Here is a 17,474-nt window from a genome sequence, read left to right as displayed (position 1 = left end):
CAAGAGGAAAAGAGCCAGGTGGCACGCGACTACTACGGGATCCTGGGCGTCGAGCAGGGCGCCGACGCCGCGGAGATCAAGCGGGCGTACCGCAAACTCGCCCGGGAACTGCATCCGGACGTCAACCCGGACGCTGCGGCGCAGGAGCGTTTCCGTGAGGTCAGTGCGGCCTACGAGGTGCTGACCGATCCGGAGAAGCGGCGGATCGTCGATCTCGGCGGGGACCCGCTGGACCCGCGGGGCGGCGGTGGCGCCGGCAACGGTGATCCGTTCGCCGGGTTCGGTGGGTTCAGCGACATCATGGACGCCTTCTTCGGGGGGCCGGCGGCCGGCGGCCGCGGGCGGGGCCCGCGCAGCCGGGTGCAGCCGGGCGCGGACGCGTTGATCCGGATGGAGCTGACCCTGGAGGAGTGCGCCTCGGGCGTGCACCGTGACCTCACCGTGGACACCGCGGTGATGTGCAACCAGTGCCAGGGGTCCGGTTGTGCCGAGGGCACCCGTCCGGCCGCCTGCGACACCTGCGGCGGCTCCGGGGAGATCCAGAGCGTGCAGCGCTCCTTCCTCGGGCAGGTCGTCACGGCCCGGCCGTGTCCCACCTGCCGAGGCTTCGGCGAGGTCATCCCGGATCCCTGCCGGCAGTGCGCAGGCGACGGCCGGGTCCGGTCCCGGCGCGACGTCGCGGTGAAGATCCCGGCCGGGGTGGCCGAGGGGATGCGGGTACGGCTCGCCGGGCAGGGCGAGGTCGGCGCGGGCGGCGGCCCGGCCGGTGACCTGTACGTCGAGGTCGAGGAGGCCCCGCACGAGATCTTCACCCGGGACGGTTCGGATCTGCACTGCACCCTGCCGTTGCCGATGACGGCCGCCGCGCTCGGCACCACCCTGCCGCTGACACTGCTCGACGGCACCGTCGAGGAGATCGGCATCGAGCCGGGCACCCAGCACGGCGCGGTCCGGACGTTGCGCGGCAAGGGCATGCCCCGGTTGCGCTCGACCGGGCGGGTGGACGGGTACGGCGACCTGCTCGTGCACATCGAGGTGGTGGTGCCGACGAGACTGGACAAGGAACAGACCGAGCTGCTGCGTCAGCTGGCGCGGCTACGCGGTGAGGAGCAGCCCGACCTGGTCGGTGGTTCCCGCAACGGGCACGGCCTGTTCTCCCGGTTGCGCGACACGTGGGGCGGGCGATGAGACGCCCCTCCGCGGTCGTCCGCGCCGACGTCCGCGGTTGCCGGTTCCCGATACCGGCGAATCGCCGCGGGGGGACCGGTCCGGCTGTCATGGTGGGCGGCGTGACCCGAGCCGAGATCGCCGCGTTGACCCGACGGGTCGACTCCCAGGACGAGACCCTGCGGGCCGTCGCCGACACGGTCGTCGACGTCCGTGAGATCGTCGACGGACACACCGCCACCTTGACCGGGCACACTGCGACGCTGGCCGAGCACACGCGGTTGCACGGGCAGCACGCGGCGACGCTGGCCGAGCACACGCGGTTGCACGGGCAGCACGCGGCGACGCTGGCCGAGCACACCGCCATGCTCCGCGAGATCCTGCGTCGCCTCCCGCCCGCGTCGTGACCACTGCGCCGCTGTTCCTGGTCGATCATCTCGGCGACCCGGCCGGTGCGGAGACGGTCCTGGACGGGCCGGAGGGCAGGCACGCCGCGACGGTGCGCCGGCTCCGGCCCGGTGAACCGCTCGTGCTGTCCGACGGCCGGGGCGCCGTCGCGCACGCCGAGGTCACCGGTGTCGTCGGAAAAGACGCGCTCGCGGTCCGGTTGCTCGATGTCGTGCACGTTCCCGAGCCTGCGGTGCGTGTGATCGTCGCGCAGGCGCTGGTGAAGGGCGACCGGGGTGAGCTGGCGGTGGAGACCGCGACCGAGGCGGGCGCCGACGGGTTCCTTCCCTGGCGGGCGGCCCGCTGTGTCGCCCGGTGGGACGAGGGCCCGCGCGGCGCGAAGGCCCTGGAACGCTGGCGCAGCACGGTCCGCGAGGCGGCCAAGCAGTCGCGACGGCCCTGGCAGCCCGAGGTCGGCGCGCCGGTCACGACCCGGCAGCTCGCCGAGCGGGTCGCCGGTGCGGATCTCGCGGTGGTGCTGCACGAATCGGCCGGGGTGAGCCTGGCCGATCTCGATCTGCCGCGGCACGGTGAGATCCTGCTCGCCGTCGGTCCGGAGGGCGGGGTGGACGAGCACGAGCTCGCCGCACTGACCGGATCCGGTGCGATCGCGGTCCGGATGGGGCCCGAGGTCCTGCGGGCCTCGACCGCGGCCTGTGTCGCGCTCGGTGCGATCGCGGTCCGCACCGGGCGCTGGGGCCGCGGAGCCGGGGGCCGGGCCGGGACCTGAGCCGGGCCGAGGAGGGAACACTCCGCCGGATTCGCTCACCCGGTGAGCGGATCCGCGGGAAGGGCACCTCCCTTGCCGGGGCTCGTGGCCGTGCTCGGCCGGACCTGCCCGAGCGGCGACGGCGCACGGCCGGGCGGAGACGGCGCATCACCGGTGGTGACGACGCACCGCCTGCGCCGGCCGCGGACCGCGGTCGCAGTACCCGGTCGGTTACGCTCCGGCCGAGCTGCTCGTCGTCGTCCGGTTCACGTGACATGATCCGCCCGTGCGTGATCCCGACCACCCTGCGCGGGTCGACCGCCGCACCTTCGGGTGCTGCTGGGCGGTCTCGCCACGACCCCGCTGCTCGGGGCCTGTGCCTCCGGTGACGACGGTCCCGCCGAACCGGAGAGTACCGCGTCCGCCGACCCGCCGGTACCGCAGCGGATCGCCTACGGCGGCCATCCCGACCAGTTCGGTGAGCTCACCGTGCCCGAGGACCGGCCGCTGCCGCGGGGGATCGTCGTCGTCGTGCACGGCGGGTTCTGGGGGGCCGGAAGCGATCTCGGTCTGATGCGCCCGGCCGCGGCCGCGCTGGTCGCGGCCGGGTTCGCCACCTGGAACATCGAGTACCGCCGCCTCGACGCCGGTGGTGGCTGGACCGCCACGTTCGACGACGTCGCGATGGCCGCCGACCATCTCTCCACACTGGGCAGCACCCGGTTCGACCTCCGGAAGGTCTACGCGCTCGGGCACTCTGCCGGCGGGCACCTGGCGGCCTGGTTGGCGACCCGGCCGGGTCAGCAGTCCGGGGATCCGGGTGCCGACCCCGTCGTCCAGCTGGCGGGCGTCGTCCCGCTGGCGGGGGTGTTGGACCTGGCGGCGGCCTCCGCGCTGGGGGACCGGGCGGTGGACGCCCTGGTCGGCGGCACTCCCCGCTCGGCACCACAGCGGTACGCCGTGGCCAGCCCGATCCGGAGACTGCCGCTGGGGGTGCCCTCGGTGTGTGTGCACGGCACCGCCGACGAGACCGTTCCGCTCGCGCAGAGCGAGACGTTCGTCGCCGAGGCGACCGCTGCGGGCGACCGGTCGGAGCTGGTGCGGGTCGAGGGGGCCGACCACCTGCAGCTCATCGACGTCGCGCACCCCGGATGGGCCGCCGGCCTGCGCGCCCTGGAGGGACTGGCCGGTGGGTGAGCCGGAATGGGCGGGTGCCGGGCGGCGTCTCGCGGGTACCATTCCGGGAACCGACCGCGTCAGACCAGAGGCAGGCGATCACACCCTTGACCGGCACCGACCCCGGCTCCATCCCCCGGACCGAACTGCGGTCCGACGCGGCACCGGGCGGGACCGTCCGGTCGAAGATGTCCGTACCGGACACCGCGCTCCTCTCGCTGCTCGGCTCCCGCGACGAGAGCCTCCGCACCGCGGAGGACGAACTGGCCGCGGACGTCCATGTCCGCGGCAACGAGCTCACCCTCTCCGGCGCGCCCGGTGACGTCGCTTTCGCCGAGCGCGTCTTCACCGAGCTGATCACACTCGCCGGGCGCGGCCAGCTGGTCGGTGCGGACACCGTCCGCCGCACGGTCGCGATGCTCGCCGATGCCGACGCCGCCGAGGGCGGCCGGCTGGGCGAGTCCCCGGCGGAGGTGCTGAGCCTGGACATCCTGTCCCGGCGCGGCAAGACGATCCGGCCGAAGACACTGAACCAGAAGCGCTACGTCGACGCGATCGACGCGCACACCGTCGTTTTCGGGATCGGCCCGGCCGGCACCGGGAAGACGTACCTGGCGATGGCGAAGGCCGTCCAGGCGTTGCAGGCCAAGCAGGTGAACCGGATCATCCTGACGCGGCCGGCGGTCGAGGCCGGGGAGCGGCTGGGCTACCTGCCGGGGACGCTGTTCGAGAAGATCGACCCCTACCTGCGCCCGCTCTACGACGCGCTGCACGACATGATCGATCCGGAGTCGATCCCGAAGCTGATGGCCGCCGGCACGATCGAGGTGGCCCCGCTGGCGTACATGCGCGGGCGGACCCTGAACGACGCGTTCATCATCCTGGACGAGGCGCAGAACACCACGCCCGAGCAGATGAAGATGTTCCTCACCCGCCTCGGGTTCGGCTCGAAGATCGTGGTGACCGGGGACATCACCCAGGTCGACCTCCCCGGCAACGCCCGCTCCGGGCTCGCCGTGGTGCAGGACATACTGGAAGGCATCGAGGACGTGCACTTCTCCTACCTCGACAGCGCCGACGTCGTACGGCACCGGTTGGTGTCCGACATCGTCGACGCCTACGCCCGGTTCGACGCCGTGTCCGAGCGGCGCGCGGCGGTGAACGCCGGGAACGGGGCGCCCCGCAACGGCCCGCCGACCCGGCGGGGCGGGCGCCGCCGATAGTGTCGTACCGCCCGTCTACGCTGGCCGGGACCAGACGGACGACACGGGTGGGGACGAGGCGACGCCGGTGAGCATCGAGGTCGTCAACGAGTCCGGGATCGCGATCGACGAGGCGCAGATCGTCTCGGTGGCCCGGTACGCGTTGGACGCGATGAAGGTCAATCCGGCGGCGGAGCTGGCCGTCACCGCCGTCGGGCTGGACACGATGGAGGAGCTCCACGTCCGCTGGATGGAGGAGCCCGGCCCCACCGACGTCATGGCGTTCCCGATGGACTCGCTGGCCGAGGACGGTCGGCGTCCCGACGCCCCGGATCTCGGCCCGGCCTTGCTGGGTGACGTCGTGCTGTGCCCGGCGTTCGCCAGGGAGCAGGCCCGCAAGGCGGGCCACACCCTCGCCGACGAGCTGCACCTGCTGACCGTGCACGGGATCCTGCACCTGCTCGGCTACGACCACCTCGAACCGGACGACGAGCGCGAGATGTTCGCGCTGCAGAACCGGCTGCTGGTCCGGTGGCGTGACGACCGCGCCCAACTGCGCGCCCGCGAGGCCCAGCGTCGCAGCGACGACCGATTGCTCGGCACCGCCGGCTTCGAGGAGGAGCCCGGCCGGTGACCGTACCGTCCCATTCTGATCACGCGGTTCCGGAGGATCTGTGACCACCGCCTGGCTGATCGTCGCCACGCTCCTGCTCGTGTTGCTGGCCGGCCTGTTCGCCGCCGCCGACTCGGCCCTGATGTCGCTCTCGCGGGCACGGGTCGAGGCCGCCGTGCGCAGCGGCCGGCCCGGCGGGCGAGCGTTGTCCGCGGTGGTCGCCGACCGGCCCCGACACGTCAACCTGCTGATGCTGCTACGGGTGACCTGCGAGACCGTCGCCGTCATCTTGCTCGCGGTGGCGCTCGCACCGCTGTTCTCGGAGCCCTGGATCGGGCTCGTGCTCGCCGCCGTGATCATGGTCCTGGCCAGCTACGTGCTGGTCGGGGTGGGCCCGCGCACGCTCGGTCGTCAGCACCCGTACCGGATCGGGCTGATGCTCGCGGCGCCGATCCGCGCGCTGGGCACCGTGCTCTCCCCGCTGGCGAAGCTGCTCATCCTGCTCGGGAACGCGATCACCCCCGGGCCCGGTTTCCGGGACGGGCCGTTCTCCACCGAGGTCGAGCTGCGCGAACTCGTCGACATGGCCAGCAATCGCGGCGTCGTCGACGAGGGCGAGCGCAAGATGATCCACTCGGTGTTCGAACTGGGGGAGACTCCGGTCCGGGAGATCATGGTGCCGCGGCCGGACGTCATCTGGGCGGAGCGCGACACCCCGGTCGACAAGGTGCTACGGCTCGCGCTCAAGAGCGGTTACTCACGCATCCCGGTCCTCGGCGAGGGCATCGACGACGTGATCGGAGTCGCCTACCTCAAGGACCTGGTCCGGGCCCGTGACGACGCCCAGTTCCGCGGCGCCCCGCCGAAGTCGCTGCCCGAGATCCTGCGCCCGGCCGCGTTCGTCCCGGACTCCAAGCGCAGCGACGAGCTGATGCGGGAGATGCAGCGCAGCCGCAACCACATGGCCGTCGTCGTCGACGAGTACGGCGGCACGGCCGGCGTCGTGACGATCGAGGACATCCTCGAGGAGATCGTCGGGGAGATCACCGACGAGTACGACACCGAGGAGATCCCGGAGGTCGCCGAGGTCGAGGACGGGGCGTTCCGGGTGGCATCGCGACTCCCGGTCGAGGACCTGGAGGAGCTGTTCGCCGGGCGCTTCCGCGGCACCCCCCGGGAGGACGAGCTGCGCCGCGCGCTGGAGACCTCCGACGTCGACACCGTCGGTGGCCTGCTCGCCCAGCGACTGGGCAAGGTGCCGCTGCCCGGTGCCGTCGCCGAGGTCGACGGCCTGCTCCGGCTCCAGGGGGAGGGCGGCAAGGACGCGCGCGGCCGGATCCGGATCACCTCGGTGCTGGTCAGCCCGCTCGAACCGGCCGCGGCCGATGACGACGGCACGGATCGCGCCCGGCCCGTCGACGCGTCCGGTCCGACCGTGTCCGACCCGAGCGTGTCCGACCCGAGCGTGTCCGACCCGACGGTGTCCGACCCGGCGGTGGGCGGCCCGAGCGTGTCCGACCCGACCGAGCACAGCGGTGTGGCCCGCGCCGACCGGGCGTAGCAACCCGCCACGGCCCGGACCGGCCGTGCGGACGAGCAGCACAACGGCCCCCGCCCCGTGGCGGGGCCGGAGGAGGAACCGATGGCTGGAAGCGACCGCGACGGCTCCACCGGGAGCGTCCCGGGCGGAGTCGGACTGCCCGCGACGCCGTCCTACGACCTGGTCGTCGTCGGCGGCGGGATCGTCGGCCTGGCCACCGCGTACGCGGCGACCGGTGCGGGATTGTCGGTCGCCGTCGTCGAACGGGAGCCGCGGCTGGCGAACCACCAGACCGGCAACAACTCGAACGTCATCCACTCCGGCCTGTACTACGCGCCCGGTGGTTACAAGGCCCGGCTCGCGGTCGCCGGTTGCGCGGAGACCGTCGCCTTCTGCCGGGAGCACGACCTGCCGCACCGGGTCTGCGGCAAGCTGGTGGTGGCGACCGAGCCGGCGGAGCTCCCCAGGCTCGACGCGCTGGCCCGTCGGGGCGAGGCGAACGGTGTGGAGAACCACCGGCTCGACGAGCACGAGATGAAGGTCTACGAACCCGACGTGCGCGGCCTCGCCGCGTTGTGGGTGCCCTCGACCGGCATCTGCGACTACCGCGCGATCGCCGAGAAGCTGGGTGAGCTGATCGAGAAGGGCGGTGGCGAGGTGCATCTGGGCCGGGCCGTCACCGGGTTCGCCCGGCGACCGTCGGACGTGGTGGTCCGTACCTCCGGCGGGGACCTGCTCGGGAAGCGGGTCGTGGTGTGCGGCGGGCTGCGCTGCGACGAGCTGGCGACCCTGGCCGGCGCCGACCCGGGCGTGCGGATCGTGCCGTTCCGCGGCGAGTACTCCGGCTTCTCCGAGCGGGCCGCCTCGCTGGTCCGGGGGCTGATCTACCCGGTGCCGGACCCGGAGTTCCCGTTCCTGGGGGTGCACGCCACCCGCGGCATCGACGGCCACGTGCACGCCGGGCCGAACGCGGTGCTGGCGATGGCCCGCGAGGGTTACGACTGGCGCACCGTCCGGCCGGCGGAGCTGCTCGGCACGCTCACCTACCCGGGCATGATCCGGATCGCCCGCAGGCACTGGCGCTACGGCCTCGGCGAGGTGCAGCGGTCGCTGTCGCGCAAGGCGATGGTCCGCCAGATCCAGCGGATGCTGCCCGACGTGACCGCCGAGGACCTGCACCCGGCCGGAGCCGGTGTCCGGGCGCAGGCGGTCAAGCCCGACGGGACCCTGGTCGACGACTTCCTGTTCCTCGACCAGCCCGGCCCGGACGGCGCCGGTGCGGCGGGCTCGATCCTGCACGTGCTCAACGCGCCGTCCCCGGCGGCGACCGCGGCCCTGCCGATCGGCCGCGAGATCCTCGGCAGACTGGGCGCCGCGGCATGACCCCGCCCGCGTCCCCCGAGGGCTTCCGGTCCGGCTTCGCCTGCTTCGTCGGCAGGCCCAACGCCGGCAAGTCCACGCTGACCAACGCCCTGGTCGGGCAGAAGGTGGCGATCACCTCCAGCCGGCCGCAGACGACCCGGCACGCGATCCGGGGCATCGTGCATCGCGACGACGCCCAGATCGTGCTCGTGGACACCCCCGGTCTGCACCGGCCGCGGACCCTGCTCGGCTCCCGTCTCAACGACGTGGTCCGCGAGACCTGGGCGGAGGTCGACGTGGTCGGGTTCTGCGTCCCGGCGAACGAGAAGGTGGGCCGTGGCGACCGGTTCATCGCCGAGGAGCTGCGCAAGGTCGCCGCGCACACCCCGGTGGTCGCGGTCGTCACCAAGACCGACCTGGTCCCACCGGAGCAGGTGGCGGAGCGGCTCGCCGAGGTCGCGGGTCTGATGGACTTCACCGAGGTCGTCCCGACCTCGGCCCGGTCCGGGTTCCAGGTGGCGCTGCTCGCCGACCTGCTGGTCGCGCAGCTGCCCGAGGGCCCGCAGCTCTACCCGGACGGGGACCTCACCGACGAGCCCGAGGAGACCCTGGTCGCCGAGCTCGTCCGGGAAGCCGCCCTGGAGGGGGTGCGCGACGAGCTGCCGCACTCGATCGCCGTGACCGTCGAGGAGATGATCGAGAAGAAGAACCTGCTCGAGATCCACGCGATCGTCTGGGTCGAGCGGTCCAGCCAGAAGGGCATCGTGATCGGGCGTGGCGGGGCCCGTCTGAAGCAGGTCGGTTCGGACGCCCGGCGGCAGATCGAGAAGCTGCTCGGCACGAAGGTCTACCTCGACCTGCACGTCAAGATCGCGGAGAACTGGCAGCGCGACCCCAAGCAGCTGCGCAAGCTCGGGTTCTGAGCCGAGCCCGCGCGCCGGCCCGCCGGGCGGCGCCTACGCTGGGCGCATGGCCCAGCTGTACCGCGACACCGGGATCGTGTTGCGCGTGCAGAAGCTCGGCGAGGCGGACCGGATCGTCACCATGCTGACCCGGCAACGGGGCAAGATCCGGGTGGTGGCCAAGGGGGTGCGACGTACCCGATCCCGCTGGGGGGCGCGGCTGGAGCCGTTCAACCACGTCGACGTGCAGTGCTACACCGGCCGCACGCTCGACGTCGTCACCCAGGCGCAGACGGTCGATGCGTTCGCGCCGGCGGTCGTGGCCGACTGGTCGGCCTACTCGTGTGGTTGCGCGATCCTGGAGACCGCCGACCGGTTGGTCTCGGAGGAGGGTGAGCCGTCGCTGCGGGTGTATCTGCTGTTGCTCGGGGCCACCCGGGCGCTGGCCGACGGTGTCCGTGAACCGGCTCTGGTGCTGGATGCGTTCCTGCTGCGCGCGATGAGTCACGCCGGCTGGGCGCCGTCGTTGTCGGACTGCGCGCGCTGTGCCACCCCGGGCCCGCACCGGGCCTTCACCGTGGCCGGTGGCGGGATGGTCTGTCCGCGCTGCCGCCCGCCCGGGTCGGTCACCCCGGCGGCCGAGACGGTCGCGTTGCTCGAGGCGCTGCTGCACGGTGACTGGACGGCCGCCGACGCCTCCACCGACCCGACCCGCCGGGAGGCCAGCGGTCTCGTCGCGGCCCACCTGCAATGGCACCTCGAGCGCCAGCTCCGCTCGTTGCCGCTGGTGGACCGCCGGTCCCGGCCCCGGCCCGGCTCGGGTCCGGCGGCGCCGCAACGTCCGCCGGAAGGTTTCCCGGTGACGCCGAGCGGTCCGGTCGGTGCCGGGCCCGCCGACGGTGGACCGCCGGTCGCGCCTCGCGCCGCATCTGCCGACTCCGCCGGGTGATCCGGGCTTCCACGGGGCAACCCACCCCGGTGCCTCGTTACGCTCCTGTGATCGAACCGAACCGATCGGATCCGACGGAGAGGCGCACGTGACCCCACCCCACACCCCCCCTCGGGACGGCAGGGACGGCCGGGCCGGTCGGGACGACACGGCCGAGGCCGAGCGCACCCGGCGGCTCGCCGCTGCGACCCAGCGGCTGCCCGTCGCTCCGACCCAGCTCATCCCGGTACGGACCGAGCTGCTGCCCGAGTCCCCGCCGGACGGGCCGACGCGGGCGATGCGCCAGGTCCGGGCCCGCACCGAGGACGGCGCCTGGCCGGCGATCCCGATGCTGCCGGTGATCCGGCCGGAGGACAGCGAGCCGCTCTCCGAGGTCGACCGGGCCCGCGGTCATCGCGGCATCCGGGAACTGCGCGAGACCGTCGAGCGGCTGGAGGACTCGGAGGTACCGGCCTGGCCGGTCCGGGAGGAGCCCGACGAGCAGTTCCGGATCTGAGCCCGACCAGGCACCGACGTAGGGTGCTGGGCGTGCCGTTCCAGCCACCTCCGCCGCACCCGTCCGGCGCCCGGCCCCCGACGATCCCCGCGGCGCTGGTGCCGCGGCACATCGCACTCGTGATGGACGGCAACGGCCGGTGGGCCAACGCCCGCGGCCTGCCTCGCACGGAGGGCCACAAGCGTGGCGAGGCGTCGCTGATGGACGTCGCCCGCGGGTGCATCGACATGGGTGTCCGTTGGCTGTCGGCCTACGCCTTCTCGACCGAGAACTGGCGGCGCAGCCCGGACGAGGTCCGCTTCCTGATGGGGTTCAACCGCGACGTCATCCGGCGCCGGGTCGACGAGATGGACGCGATGGGTGTCCGCGTCCGCTGGGCGGGCAGGCGGCCCCGGCTGTGGCGCTCGGTCATCAAGGAACTCGAGATCGCCGAGGAACGGACGAAGCACAACGACGTCCTCGATCTCACGATGTGCGTCAACTACGGCGGCCGGGCCGAGATCGTCGACTCGGTGCGACAGATCGCCCGCCTCGCCGCGCAGGGCCGGATCAACCCGGACAAGATCGACGAGCGGATGCTGGCCCGGCACCTGGACGAGCCGGACATGCCCGATGTGGACCTGTTCGTGCGGTCGTCGGGGGAGCAGCGGACGTCGAACTTCCTGCTGTGGCAGAGCGCGTACGCCGAGATGGTCTTCCTGGACACACTGTTCCCCGACTTCGACCGTCGGCACATCTGGCAGGCGATCGAGATCTACGCCCGGCGGGACCGGCGGTTCGGCGCCGCGACGGACCGGGCGGCCACGGCGGACGGAGTGGGGGAGCAGTGACCGACACGGTGATCGCCGGGATGCTCGGCACGGCGCAGGCGGCGCTCGAACGCTTCCACGACGTCGTCGTCGACGACGACGGGGCGCTGACCTTCGCGCACGGCGGCGTGCTGTGCGTCGTGCAGGGCACCGAGCTGGAGGAGGGCCTGCCGGTTCTCAACATCACCTGTGTGGTGGCATGGGACCTGTCCGATCCCGACGTGCCGTCGCGGGTCGGTCTCGGCGTGGGCGAGGGATTGTTCGGCACCCCTCGGGTGGTCCGCGGCGAGCACGGCTGGGACGTGACACTGCGCTACGCGTTCCCGGCCTCCGGGCTGGCCGAGGGGCCGATGGGCACGCTGCTGATGCTGGTCGTCTCCTCGGCGTCGAGCATGCGCGCGGAGCTGGTCGGCGACTGACCCGCCCACGCGGCGGGCCGGCCCGGGTGTGGCGCCCCGCCGGGCCGTGCCGGCCTGCCGGCCCGCCACCGATCGGCTCACTTCTTGCGGTTGGTGCCCAGCTCCTCGGCGATCGGGTTGACCGGGTCGACGTCCTTGGTGGCTTCGGAGAGACCGGGATGGGTGTGCTGGGTGCGCCGCTGGGCGCGCAGCTGCTCGGTCTCCTCGCGGGACTCGTCGGCGGTGTCGACCGCGGCGACGACCTCGGAGACGGAACCGTAGTCCGCGGCGGGGACCGCCCGGATCGCCTCCAGGGTCGCGCCGTCGGCGTCGTTGCGCTCGGCACCGGCGGCCAGCTCGTCCTTCCCGGCCGGGAACGTGACGCCGTCCAGCGCGGCGTGGACGGCCTCAGGGGTGGTCGTGCGGCTCGTCATCTCGGGAACTGCCTCCCTCGTCGATGGTCGTGTCCGTCCCGACGAGGGTTACCGGTGTGCGGCGATCCATGCACCGCGGGCGTCACCCGGTGGTGGGGCCCTGCCCGTCGGCCGGTCCGGCGGCATCGGGCTCGTCGGCCAGGTGGACGATCGGTAGCGCGGAGAGCTGGGCGGGTGTCATGTCGTGCGCGACGCCGAGCACGTCGTTCTGCGACTTCTTCATCCGGGCGTCGACCAGCCCGGACAGTCCGTAGGCGACCCGCCCGAGCAGCCGCACCGTCGTCTCGTCGACCAGCGGCCGCGGGGTGGAGACGATCGCGACGCCGCGCGGGGTGCCGTCGTTGGACTGGGCGACACCGACCGAGTACGACTCGCGCGGGTTGACGTGCCGGGACGCGTAGTGGTCACGCAGCTTCAGCACCATCTCGTGGAAGTCGCCGACCTCGCCCTCGAGTTCGAGCTTCTCCAGGTCGGCCTTGGTGAGGGTCTTCGTCCGGCCGGAGAAGCAGCGCACGTAGCCGATCACCGCGCCGGTCCAGAGCGCCTCGACCAGCGCCGGGTCGGCGTCCACCCGGACCGGCCCGGACTCCGGGCCGCCGAGTGCGGTCACCAGGTGCTCGCAGCAGCGCAGCACGTACTGCAGGTCCTCGAAGACCGCCGCGAGCTGTGCCAGCTCACCGGACTCCGGTACGTCGATCCGTCGCACCGTCGTCGGTGCCGCGGGGGCCCCGTCTCCGGCAGTGCCGTCCTCGTGCGTGTCGGTCATCGTCGACCCCACCTCCGGTGGATCACGCTATCGGCGGGTGCCGCGGCACGGTGTCGCGTTATGAGACGTTCTGTGACGTCCACCTCTCCGGTCCCCGGTTGCGTGGTCGGCGCCGCGGCCGGTGCTAACGTCTTCGTCCGAAAGGTCACGAGTGCCAGCGCGAAGCCCCGGCTTGCTGGCCGGCAACCCTCCTCCGCGGTGGGGTGCCCCGGGTGATGACCGGGCCGTCGCGACACCCGCGTCGGCAAGCGCGGATCCGGCGCCCGCAGCTCTGCTGCCCCCGGATCCTTGTGATCCGGAGGACGGACATGACCGCTGCCCTGTTCCACGAGACCACCCGCCCGGCCGTCGAGCTCCCGGTGGTGGCCGGTGCCGAGCTCACCGTGCCGCTGGTCGACGGCGGACGGATCCGGTACTGCGACCTCGACTCCGCCGCCTCGACCCCGGCCCTCGCCGCGGTCGCCGCGCACGTCGAGCAGGTGCTGCCCTACTACGGGAGCGTGCACCGGGGCGCCGGCTACACCTCGAGGGTCTGCACGTCGCTGCTGGAGAACGCGCGTGCCGACGTCGCCCGCTTCGTCCGCGCCCGGCCCGACGACGTCGTGGTGTTCACCCGCAACACCACCGACGCGCTCGGCCTGCTCGCCGGGGCGGTCCCGGGGCCCACGGTCACCCTGGACCTGGAGCACCACGCGACGCTGCTGGCCTGGCGGCGTTCGGGGCACCGGGTCGTCCCGGCCGGGGCGACGGTCGGCGAGACACTGGACGCGCTGCGCGCCGAGCTGGCAGCCCGCCCGGACACCGCGCTGGTGGCCGTCACCGGTGCGTCCAACGTGACCGGTGAGATGCTGCCGGTCGCCGAGATCGTGGCGATCGCGCACGCCGCCGGTGCCCGGGTCTGCGTGGACGCCGCGCAGCTCGCCCCGCACCGCAGGCTGGACCTGGCCGGTTGGGGTGCCGACTACCTCGCGCTGTCCGGGCACAAGATCTACGCGCCGTTCGGGGCCGGTGTCCTGGTCGGGCGTCCTGACTGGCTGGACGCGGCGCAGCCGCACCTGGCCGGGGGCGGTGCCGTGCGGTCGGTCGCCGTCCGCGGTGACCGTGCCGAGGTGGGGTGGCTCCCGGCGCCGCAGCGGCACGAGGGCGGCACACCGAACGTGCTGGGCGCGGCCGCGCTGGCGGCGTCCTGCCGGGAGCTGGACCGGGTGATCGACGACGAGGTTCCCGCGCACGAGCGAGCGCTCGCCGCCCGCCTCCACGCCGGGCTGACCGCGGTGCCCGGCCTGCGCACGCTGTCGATCTTCGACGACGCACCGGACCGGACCGCGACCGTGTCGTTCGCCCTCGGCGACCTCCCGGCCGGGCTGGTCGCTGCGGCGCTGTCCGCGGAGTACGGCATCGGGGTGCGGGACGGCAGGTTCTGCGCGCACCCGCTGCTCGACCGCTGCAACGCCGGCGACGACGCCGTCCGTGTCTCGCTCGGCCTGCGCACCGCGGAGTCCGACGTCGACCGGCTGGTGGAGGCGCTCGGCACGCTGGCCGGCAGCGGCCCGCGGTGGACCTACGCGATCGTCGACGGCCGTTGGGCACCCACCCCGGACCCGCGCCCGCTGGACCCGTTCGGGCTGGGGGAGCGGCCAGGCCTCCCGGGTTGCGACCGCTGAAGGATCAGCCGTGGGCGGTCGAACACGACCGGCACAGCCCGAAGATCTCCAGGGTGTGCGACAGGTCGGTGAAGCCGTGCTGCTCGGCGACGGCCTGCGCCCAGGACTCGACGGCCGGCCCCTCGATCTCCACCGCGGCCCCGCACCGCCGGCAGACCAGGTGATGGTGGTGGTGCTCGCTGGCACAGCGCCGGTAGACGGCCTCACCGGAACCCGTCCGCAGCACGTCGACCTCGCCGCCGTCGGCGAGGGTCTGCAGGGTGCGGTAGACCGTCGTCAGCCCGATGCCCTCCCCGGCGCGGCGGAGCTCCTCGTGGATCTCCTGCGCGGACCGGAAGTCCTCGATCCGGTCGAGCAGCGCGATGACCGCCGCCCGCTGCCGGGTCGCCCGGATACCGCGCGGCCCGGCCGTCGAGCGTGCGGTCCGCTCGGTCGTGCCCTGCACCGCCTGATCGCTCACGAACCCTCCTCCACGTGCGCCACCGCGTCCACCACGATGTGGGCGAGATGGTCGTCGACCAGGGAGTAGAGCACCTCACGCCCCTTGCGTTCACCTGCGACCACGCCGGCCGACTTGAGTACCCGCAGGTGCTGGCTGATCAACGGCTGGGTGACGCCGAGCGCGTCCACCAGGTCGTGCACGCACCGCGCGTGCTCCAGGAGCTGCAGGACGATCGCGATCCGGACCGGCGCGGCCAGCGCGCGCAGCAGGTCCCCTGCCGCCGCCAGGGTGCGCGGGTCACGGACCGGGCCGGGTGCGGGCGCGGGGTGGTGCTCCTCGGCGTGCTCACCCGACTCCGGGGCCCGGGTGGTCTCCGCTGCGGCAGACATCGTGGTTCCGTCCCGTCCCCGGAGGCTGCGGCCACACCTCCGGCGCTGATCGAGCGCAGCCGGCCGCACCTGACATGGTAGGCGTGTTCGTTATCGTCGCGTCGTGCTCCTGGTCTGCCGGTTCACCGTGTCGCCCGACGAGGCCCCCGGATTCACCGACCGTGCCGCCCGTGCGCTGGAACTACTCGCCGCCCAGCCGGGCTGCCGGGGCGGGGAGGCGGGCCGGGCGATCGAGGCCCCGGAACAGTGGGTGATGACGGTCCGTTTCGATTCGGTCGACGCCTACCGGCGGGCGCTCGGGCCGTTCCCGGTGCGCGAGCACGTGCACCCGTTGCTGGCCGAGGCCGACACCACCACGGAGTCGACGCACGAGACCCTGCTGACGGTGACCGCCGGTGGTTCCGCCGCCCGGCACCCGTCGCTGCTCAGCTGAGCCCGGGCGGGCGGACCCGGGTCACACCGGGTCGGTAATCTGTAGAACCCACCTTGCGACTGCGCGGGTGGCATTCCCGAATCCCGGACCTGGAGTACCGCCAGTGGCCAGCAAGCCGACCTCCGCCAAGATCGAGACCATCGTCGCGCTGACCAAGCGCCGCGGATTCGTCTTCGCCTCCGGTGAGATCTACGGCGGTACCCGGTCGGCGTGGGACTACGGCCCGCTCGGCGTGGAGCTCAAGGACAACATCAAGCGGCAGTGGTGGAAGACGATGGTCACCGGCCGCGACGACGTCGTGGGCCTCGACTCGTCGGTGATCCTGCCGCGCCAGACCTGGGTCGCCTCCGGCCACGTCAACGCCTTCACCGACCCGCTGGTCGAGTGCACCTCGTGCCACAAGCGCTACCGCGCCGACCAGCTGGCCGAGGAGTTCGCCGAGCGCAAGGGGCGCGACCCCGAGCAGGCCGACCAGAACGACCTCTCCGAGGTGCCCTGCCCGAACTGCGGGACCCGTGGCCAGTACACCGCTCCGCGCGAGTTCAACATGATGCTCAAGACCTTCCTCGGGCCGGTGGAGTCCGAGGAGGGCATGGCCTACCTGCGCCCGGAGACCGCGCAGGGCATCTTCGTGAACTTCCTCAACGTACAGACGACCTCGCGCAAGAAGCCGCCGTTCGGCATCGGCCAGATCGGCAAGAGCTTCCGCAACGAGATCACGCCCGGCAACTTCATCTTCCGCACCCGCGAGTTCGAGCAGATGGAGATGGAGTACTTCGTCGAGCCGGGCAGCGACGAGGAGCTGCACCAGTACTGGATCGACGAGCGCACCCGCTGGTACACCGACCTGGGTATCGACCCGGCGAACCTGCGGCACTACGAGCATCCGAAGGAGAAGCTCTCCCACTACTCGAAGCGCACCGTCGACATCGAGTACAAGTTCAACTTCGCCGGTCAGGAGTGGGGCGAGCTCGAGGGCATCGCGAACCGCACCGACTTCGACCTGACCACGCACTCCAACCACTCCGGCGTGGACCTGTCGTTCTACGACCAGGCCAGCGACACCCGGTACCGGCCGTACGTCATCGAGCCCGCGGCCGGCGTGGGGCGGTCGATGATGGCGTTCCTGATCGAGGCCTACGCCGAGGACGAGGCGCCGAACGCCAAGGGCGGCGTCGACAAGCGGGTCGTGCTGAAGCTGGACCGCAGGCTGGCCCCGGTGAAGGCCGCGGTGCTGCCGCTGTCGCGCAACGCGGAGCTGTCGCCCAAGGCGCGTGACCTCGCCGCGAGCCTGCGGCGGAACTGGAACGTCGACTTCGACGACGCCGGTGCCATCGGTCGCCGGTACCGCCGGCAGGACGAGATCGGTACGCCGTTCTGCATCACGGTCGACTTCGACACCCTCACCGACCAGGCCGTCACCATCCGGGAACGCGACACCATGGCCCAGGAGCGGGTCGCGCTGGACCAGGTCGAGACCTACCTGGCCACCCGCCTGCTCGGCTGCTGAGGGCGCACACGACGGACCGGCCCCCGCCCGAGGAATCGGGCGGGGGCCGGTCCGTGTCGCCTGGCG

At 72.8% G+C, this 17,474-nt stretch carries 20 protein-coding genes and 1 riboswitch; of the genes, 16 read left to right on the top strand and 4 right to left on the bottom strand.

Annotated features, from left to right (window positions below; translation table 11 throughout):
- Positions 1–18: 18 nt before the first annotated feature.
- The 13 genes from dnaJ to AB0J24_RS04920 all read left to right on the top strand — a co-directional run bounded on the left by dnaJ (position 19) and on the right by AB0J24_RS04920 (position 11,791).
- The gene (dnaJ, locus tag AB0J24_RS04980; RefSeq protein ID WP_358675599.1) at positions 19–1,188 is read left to right on the top strand and encodes a molecular chaperone DnaJ; all 1,170 of its coding nucleotides are present in this window, start codon (positions 19–21) and stop codon (positions 1,186–1,188) included.
- Between the two features lie 101 nt (positions 1,189–1,289).
- Positions 1,290–1,574: a hypothetical protein gene (locus tag AB0J24_RS04975; protein ID WP_358675596.1), complete on the top strand. Its 285-nt coding sequence runs from the start codon at positions 1,290–1,292 to the stop codon at positions 1,572–1,574.
- Positions 1,571–2,344 (top strand): 16S rRNA (uracil(1498)-N(3))-methyltransferase, encoded by a 774-nt coding sequence (locus tag AB0J24_RS04970; protein ID WP_358675593.1) that lies wholly within the window; start codon positions 1,571–1,573, stop codon positions 2,342–2,344. The genes AB0J24_RS04975 and AB0J24_RS04970 overlap by 4 nt, the downstream gene beginning before the upstream one ends.
- A 312-nt stretch (positions 2,345–2,656) precedes the next feature.
- A complete protein-coding gene (locus AB0J24_RS04965) occupies positions 2,657–3,520 on the top strand; it encodes a prolyl oligopeptidase family serine peptidase (protein WP_358675590.1) in 864 nt (287 codons plus the stop codon).
- A 125-nt stretch (positions 3,521–3,645) separates the two neighbouring features.
- Positions 3,646–4,722, top strand: coding sequence for a PhoH family protein (locus tag AB0J24_RS04960; RefSeq protein WP_358676426.1), 1,077 nt, complete (start codon positions 3,646–3,648; stop codon positions 4,720–4,722).
- 67 nt (positions 4,723–4,789) lie between these two features.
- Entirely contained in the window at positions 4,790–5,335 is a 546-nt protein-coding gene (gene ybeY, locus AB0J24_RS04955; RefSeq protein ID WP_358675587.1) for an rRNA maturation RNase YbeY, read from the top strand.
- 40 nt (positions 5,336–5,375) lie between these two features.
- Positions 5,376–6,875: a hemolysin family protein gene (locus AB0J24_RS04950; RefSeq protein ID WP_358675584.1), complete on the top strand. Its 1,500-nt coding sequence runs from the start codon at positions 5,376–5,378 to the stop codon at positions 6,873–6,875.
- An 81-nt stretch (positions 6,876–6,956) separates the two neighbouring features.
- Positions 6,957–8,237 (top strand): L-2-hydroxyglutarate oxidase, encoded by a 1,281-nt coding sequence (lhgO, locus tag AB0J24_RS04945; RefSeq protein ID WP_358675581.1) that lies wholly within the window; start codon positions 6,957–6,959, stop codon positions 8,235–8,237.
- Positions 8,234–9,139 carry a GTPase Era gene (gene era / locus AB0J24_RS04940; protein WP_358675578.1) on the top strand — a complete coding sequence of 302 codons (906 nt, stop codon included), beginning with the start codon at positions 8,234–8,236 and terminating at the stop codon, positions 9,137–9,139. Before lhgO ends, era begins: the two co-directional genes overlap by 4 nt.
- Before the next feature lie 46 nt (positions 9,140–9,185).
- A complete protein-coding gene (gene recO, locus AB0J24_RS04935) occupies positions 9,186–10,067 on the top strand; it encodes a DNA repair protein RecO (protein ID WP_358675575.1) in 882 nt (293 codons plus the stop codon).
- Between the two features lie 88 nt (positions 10,068–10,155).
- Positions 10,156–10,563 (top strand): hypothetical protein, encoded by a 408-nt coding sequence (locus AB0J24_RS04930; RefSeq protein ID WP_358675572.1) that lies wholly within the window; start codon positions 10,156–10,158, stop codon positions 10,561–10,563.
- 32 nt (positions 10,564–10,595) lie between these two features.
- Complete coding sequence (locus AB0J24_RS04925; protein ID WP_358675570.1) at positions 10,596–11,393, top strand: isoprenyl transferase; 798 nt, start codon at positions 10,596–10,598, stop codon at positions 11,391–11,393.
- The gene (locus AB0J24_RS04920) at positions 11,390–11,791 is read left to right on the top strand and encodes a hypothetical protein (RefSeq protein ID WP_358675567.1); all 402 of its coding nucleotides are present in this window, start codon (positions 11,390–11,392) and stop codon (positions 11,789–11,791) included. Before AB0J24_RS04925 ends, AB0J24_RS04920 begins: the two co-directional genes overlap by 4 nt.
- A 77-nt stretch (positions 11,792–11,868) precedes the next feature.
- On the opposite strand, the gene AB0J24_RS04915 is transcribed toward AB0J24_RS04920, so the two are convergent.
- Positions 11,869–12,204, bottom strand: a complete 336-nt coding sequence (locus tag AB0J24_RS04915; protein WP_358675564.1) for a DUF2795 domain-containing protein — start codon at positions 12,202–12,204, stop codon at positions 11,869–11,871.
- 82 nt (positions 12,205–12,286) lie between these two features.
- On the bottom strand, positions 12,287–12,970 hold the full coding sequence (locus AB0J24_RS04910) for a hypothetical protein (protein WP_358675561.1): 684 nt from the start codon (positions 12,968–12,970) through the stop codon (positions 12,287–12,289).
- Between the two features lie 143 nt (positions 12,971–13,113).
- Positions 13,114–13,227, top strand: a riboswitch (SAM riboswitch).
- 51 nt (positions 13,228–13,278) lie between these two features.
- On the opposite strand from AB0J24_RS04910, the gene AB0J24_RS04905 reads away from it, so the two are divergent.
- Positions 13,279–14,634 (top strand): aminotransferase class V-fold PLP-dependent enzyme, encoded by a 1,356-nt coding sequence (locus tag AB0J24_RS04905; protein ID WP_358675559.1) that lies wholly within the window; start codon positions 13,279–13,281, stop codon positions 14,632–14,634.
- A gap of 4 nt (positions 14,635–14,638) precedes the next feature.
- On the opposite strand, the gene AB0J24_RS04900 is transcribed toward AB0J24_RS04905, so the two are convergent.
- Positions 14,639–15,094 (bottom strand): Fur family transcriptional regulator, encoded by a 456-nt coding sequence (locus tag AB0J24_RS04900; RefSeq protein ID WP_358675556.1) that lies wholly within the window; start codon positions 15,092–15,094, stop codon positions 14,639–14,641.
- Positions 15,091–15,465 carry a metalloregulator ArsR/SmtB family transcription factor gene (locus AB0J24_RS04895; protein ID WP_358675554.1) on the bottom strand — a complete coding sequence of 125 codons (375 nt, stop codon included), beginning with the start codon at positions 15,463–15,465 and terminating at the stop codon, positions 15,091–15,093. Before AB0J24_RS04895 ends, AB0J24_RS04900 begins: the two co-directional genes overlap by 4 nt.
- Positions 15,466–15,568: 103 nt before the next feature.
- On the opposite strand from AB0J24_RS04895, the gene AB0J24_RS04890 reads away from it, so the two are divergent.
- Both AB0J24_RS04890 and AB0J24_RS04885 read left to right on the top strand, forming a co-directional pair.
- Positions 15,569–15,898: an antibiotic biosynthesis monooxygenase gene (locus AB0J24_RS04890; RefSeq protein ID WP_358675551.1), complete on the top strand. Its 330-nt coding sequence runs from the start codon at positions 15,569–15,571 to the stop codon at positions 15,896–15,898.
- Between the two features lie 103 nt (positions 15,899–16,001).
- Positions 16,002–17,408: a glycine--tRNA ligase gene (locus tag AB0J24_RS04885; RefSeq protein WP_358675548.1), complete on the top strand. Its 1,407-nt coding sequence runs from the start codon at positions 16,002–16,004 to the stop codon at positions 17,406–17,408.
- Positions 17,409–17,474 lie beyond the last annotated feature (66 nt).

The organism is Pseudonocardia sp. NPDC049635, assembly GCF_040659795.1.
In the GTDB taxonomy this organism is placed as follows: domain Bacteria; phylum Actinomycetota; class Actinomycetes; order Mycobacteriales; family Pseudonocardiaceae; genus Pseudonocardia.
This window is presented reverse-complemented; position numbering and strand designations above follow the sequence as displayed.